5 protein-coding genes are annotated in these 4,856 nt (G+C 30.7%); all 5 read left to right on the top strand.

Going from position 1 to position 4,856, the window contains the following annotated elements; translation table 11 throughout:
• Positions 1 to 18: 18 nt before the first annotated feature.
• On the top strand, positions 19 to 192 hold the full coding sequence (locus O970_RS10145) for a hypothetical protein (RefSeq protein WP_238610601.1): 174 nt from the start codon (positions 19 to 21) through the stop codon (positions 190 to 192).
• Positions 165 to 401 (top strand): lysis system i-spanin subunit Rz, encoded by a 237-nt coding sequence (locus tag O970_RS06180; RefSeq protein WP_024496254.1) that lies wholly within the window; start codon positions 165 to 167, stop codon positions 399 to 401. The genes O970_RS10145 and O970_RS06180 overlap by 28 nt, the downstream gene beginning before the upstream one ends.
• 955 nt (positions 402 to 1,356) lie before the next feature.
• On the top strand, positions 1,357 to 2,220 hold the full coding sequence (locus O970_RS10150) for a phage tail protein (RefSeq protein WP_024496255.1): 864 nt from the start codon (positions 1,357 to 1,359) through the stop codon (positions 2,218 to 2,220).
• A 15-nt stretch (positions 2,221 to 2,235) separates the two neighbouring features.
• Entirely contained in the window at positions 2,236 to 2,583 is a 348-nt protein-coding gene (locus tag O970_RS06190) for a tail fiber assembly protein (protein WP_024496256.1), read from the top strand.
• Positions 2,584 to 4,299: 1,716 nt separating this feature from the next.
• A complete protein-coding gene (locus tag O970_RS06195; protein WP_024496257.1) occupies positions 4,300 to 4,653 on the top strand; it encodes an antiterminator Q family protein in 354 nt (117 codons plus the stop codon).
• The last annotated feature ends 203 nt before the right edge of the window (positions 4,654 to 4,856 follow it).

The following is a 4,856-nucleotide window of genomic DNA, read 5'->3' on the forward strand; positions in this document are numbered from 1 at the left end:
TGATTCATCATGCAAAAAGTGAATATAACATTAATTGTCGCATTGATATTAGTGAGCTATTTTGCTTATAACTGCTGGCAAGATGCAAAGTTAGCCATAGCAAAAATGGATAAAATTATCGCTGATTACAAACAATATATAAAAGATATCCAAGAAATAAAAAAATGGAATCAAATCTTATTGAGGCGATAAAAAATGGTCAAGTTAAAACAGATGCTTTACGCAATGATATTGATAATGGTCTTATCGAGTTGCGGGTCAAAGTCGACTCCGCCGAGCGAGATAGCGCCGCCGCCAGCACTATTGCTAACAACGCCTTACGACTTGCAAAGTCTTCTCAACAAGATTATTACCGTCTCACCAACGCAATCAGCTACAACAACGCAATAATTGACGGTTGACAAAAATACTACTGCAAAGAGATAGCACCCAAGAACAACACTGAGTTTATGTGTCATTAAGCTAACTAAATTATGGTGGTAAATACATATAATAAAGCAAATAGATATTGGCTAAAGCGCTAATCAACTCAATAAAACAGATTAAAATAATGAAATTTTCCCCCTATAATTCACACCTTACATCATTTTAGCCCTAGTTTTAAAGGACGTATTAATGGCGCTACTGACTTTTCAGTAATCAAAGATACGACTGCTTTAACTTTACTAATGGCTTACGTTGTTTTACTTGATATGGCTGATTTGGGGAATATACACATAAATTAGTTTATTTCAATAAAGATATTTTTTGTAGAAAGAAATCAATTGGCAGTTTTTGGTAGTGTATGAAGTGAATTTAGAAAACAGTACCAAACTACAGTTGTGTAACTAGCGCTCTATGGAACTGTGTGGGATAAAAAAGCGCGACTTCTGCTCTCACTAGCATTAATATTATCAGAAACACATCTACGATTAGATGTTTTAATGCAAGAAATCGACCCCGAAACTACCACAAAGCTTATTGATAGATAATGAACAAATTTGTGGCTTACTCGATAGCTGTTATAGTTTAGGATCATAAATATTAAGTAAGCGTCAAGACTGTTTTGATCCTAAGCTAAATTTAGCTGTCAGGATAGATAAAGATTTTTTCTACAAATGTTGTACTAAAACGGTTATCAAAATACAACCATTACAAACTTTACGTGTGAATCAACATGCGAAGGCTATTTATGTGATGAAGCGTGGCGTTTTTACTGAATAATTCATGTACCACGCGATTATCAAATAACCGCAATAACTTGTAACGATGGCTGTGAACCCTCTTTGCGAACGAGGAGTGACTAGCAAATCGAATGCATAATTGGAAAATTATGCCCGTCTCATACTAATGTAATTTTTAAACATGGAGTAATCAATGCATAGAATTGACACACCTACCGCCCAAAAAGATAAATTTGGTGAGGGTAAAAATGGCTTCACAAAAGGCAACCCACAAACTGGTACGCCGGCAACCCAACTTGATTATCTATATTGTGATGCTATTCAAGAAGAAATAGCTAATGCCATTGAATCAGCGGGTATTAAACTAAATAAATCTAAGCATAATCAGCTGGCGTCAGCGATTAAAGAACTGATAACTAAAGGTAAAGTAACACTCAGTTCAGCAACTAACAGCACATCAGAAACTGAGGCAGCGACGCCTAAGGCTATTAAAGCAGCTTATGATCTAGCCAATGAAAAATTGTCATTAACAGGTGGTAAATTAACAGGCGATTTAATAATAGAGAAAATGAATGCCAGTATACAACTATCAACAAGTGGTACAAATTATGTACTATCAACAAGTGAAAATGGTGATACATGCTCATTTTATTTTCCTGATGCTGAGGATAATTATACTCACCGTTTAATATACACAAAAGAGAATAAAACATTTAATTATAAGCATTGTGACGTTCGAATAGATGATAGCGTCGTCATTACCGCTGAAAATATCAACAACTATGTTCAGCCGCTTGGCTATAATCAAAAATGGTATGATGTCACAAAATCAAGACAAGCTAATATCATCTACACAAACACAACTGGAAGAGCAATTTTTGTTTCAATTGTGAAGGACGGAGTAGAAACTAACACAGGTTACTTTTATGTTGATGATATACTTGTTGGTATAAATACAAGAACAACACCGTCAATGCAAGTTACAGCAATCGTTCCCGCCGGTTCAAGTTATTACTACACATCAAAAGCGATTGAGTCATGGGCTGAACTAAGATAAAAAAGGATTGTAATAATGAAATATTTTAAAGATACACTCAATAAAGTATATGCTTACGAAGATGATATTGATATAGATAAATATGTAAATAACGAATTAATTCAAATAGAAGAAAGAGAAGCTTTAGAATTGTCAAAGACGAGAATGTCACAAGAAGATATTATTACTAATAATAAAAATATAAAAAAATTATTGATAGATGAAGCTAATCAGAAGATAGCTATATTGCAAGACATCATTAATCTCGAAATGCAAGAATCAAATGAAGATGAACAGCTAAAAAAATGGAAAAAGTATAGGATTTTGCTAACAAGAATTGACACTGACAATATTGAAATTAAATGGCCAGAAGAACCACAATAAAAATCGTTCCATTTTTCCATTGATGCAATAGTCAATAATATATTTATAAAAAAATAAAGGGGCGGCGCTCCTTCCTCTTTTTTTCATGTAGCCCTGAAAGTTAGAAGTTAAATTATGGTTTTATTAAAATCATAATAATGATGTTGAAGTAATTCAAGATAGCTGTAATATAAAAATTAATTATTTAACGAAAGGTATCTAGATTGGTAAATGCTCGAGAATGCTTAGTGCTAATGTAGCAAAAAATGTACCCATTGAGGTGGAATAAGTCTACAACATTGATAAACTCGCAATAAAAAATGGAAGATTTAAAAGATATATCTTATTAAATAGAGAAACATTTAATTCTATAATATTTTGTTTTTATTCTTAAAAGTTTTGTCTGTCTTTAATTTAAGTACTACATTTATAAGATAAGAAATAGTCTAGAAATATAATTTGATTATTCCTTATTTTGGATAATATTTTTTGCTTAGCAAAATAGAGTTGTATTATATGATGTACAGTCTTTATCAGTTATAGCAATATAATAGTTATCTGATGTATTTTCATTAATCTTATATAATTTTGGATAATTAATTGTTTTATCTTAAGTTCTTTATTTGCTCAATTATCACTAAATCCTGATTAGTTAAAATTATTGGATTTTATAAAATTGCTTGAAGATGATAAATTCATCTAAATTTATATAATCTTTTAATTTGTAAATTGAGAATTAGGTAAAAATTGAAAAATTAAAGAGAGATATATCTTTTTTATACATTCTAGAGCGTGTTAAATTGCGGATGGCTATTTTCCCATATTGAATAATTTATTTTCATATTCTTTTTTAATCATTTAGACAGCGGTAATAGTCTTAGTTACTTTGAGTAAAGTATTTAACAATTTATCACAAGTTGAATAATTTTTTAGCTATATCTTAACGTATTTATAACTAGATGCTTACCTATTTCTTTAAATATTGCTATAAATAATCTTGAAATTATTAATTGTAGTATCTGTTATTATAACTACTGAAGTGGTTGGTCATACTATTATTAATAGCATTGATTGACTTAATATGACTTTGCCATGTATATAAAGCCGATCTATTTCATCTTGATTTATATTCCAATCTCTATACGCATTATTATCAAAGATAACAATTAGTTTATCTTTAATAACCTGGAATCACTTAACATATAAATTGAGACCGAATGTAAAGACATAAATACCATCTTTCTCAAACTTTTTTCGTGACATATCGACATATATTACATCGGCATATTTCAAATGTTGCTTGCATACTGTTTCCATTAGTATTAATATTTTTTAAATTATTTGAACAAATACCGTTAAATAATAATTTTACTTGCTCACTGTCGTATACAATCAATTTGATAACTTCTTGTACATCAAGGTTTAAATAATCGTTGGACCTAATATCTAGAACTTCAATATGAAAATTATTTAAATTGCGATCTTTCGTCCAAACTTTCTTGTGTTTTGCCAATAATTTTTATTCACATTTTTACTACAAACCGCATAGCGCATATTATGAACATTAACCCAATGCTAAAAATAGGCAACGTTTAAGCTACAAGGTATTAACCACAATAAACTAAGTGATTATCCACCTATTGAGGTGGTACAAAAGTCACCATAAATCCAAAAAATAGATAATAACGCAGATAACATTGAATATAGACCAAAATAAAAAGAATAAGAGGAGTAACAATGAGAGAAACAAGAGATATTCTAACAGCATGGAAAAATACACGTATTTTAAAGCGCATGGGGATAGAATATCCATCTAAATCAGTGGGTATAAACGGCGCCCCAACCGAATTTGATTGTCGCCAATATCTTACGGAAGATGAAGCGCAGATCGTTGATAAAGCAGTTTTAACCTTAAAAAATGATAATTATTCACAATGGATTGTATTAACAGCGTATTATTTACGTGAAATTTCATGCAATGCTCAAGCAAAAGCTATCGGTAAACGTCCACATGATATTATTAATTTATTAAAACAAGGGGAGATGTTTATTCGGGGAAACATTTATGAATATTTTAAAAAAGCGGCATGAAAAGCAAAAAATTTGCATAAATAACTAGACTTTGCGCAAATGCACATATAAAATTAGTCAAAGATGCGGTGTTTAACGCATCGGATTTAAGCCCACTAAAATAGTTGGGCTTTTTTATTCTAAAAATAGAACTTCATCGCATAAATAAGACGTTAAGCCCACAGCATATCTAGGTTATTAAGCATATCTAAATATGGGATGGG

This window comes from Candidatus Schmidhempelia bombi str. Bimp, assembly GCF_000471645.3.
GTDB classification, from domain to species: Bacteria; Pseudomonadota; Gammaproteobacteria; order Enterobacterales; family Orbaceae; genus Utexia; species Utexia bombi.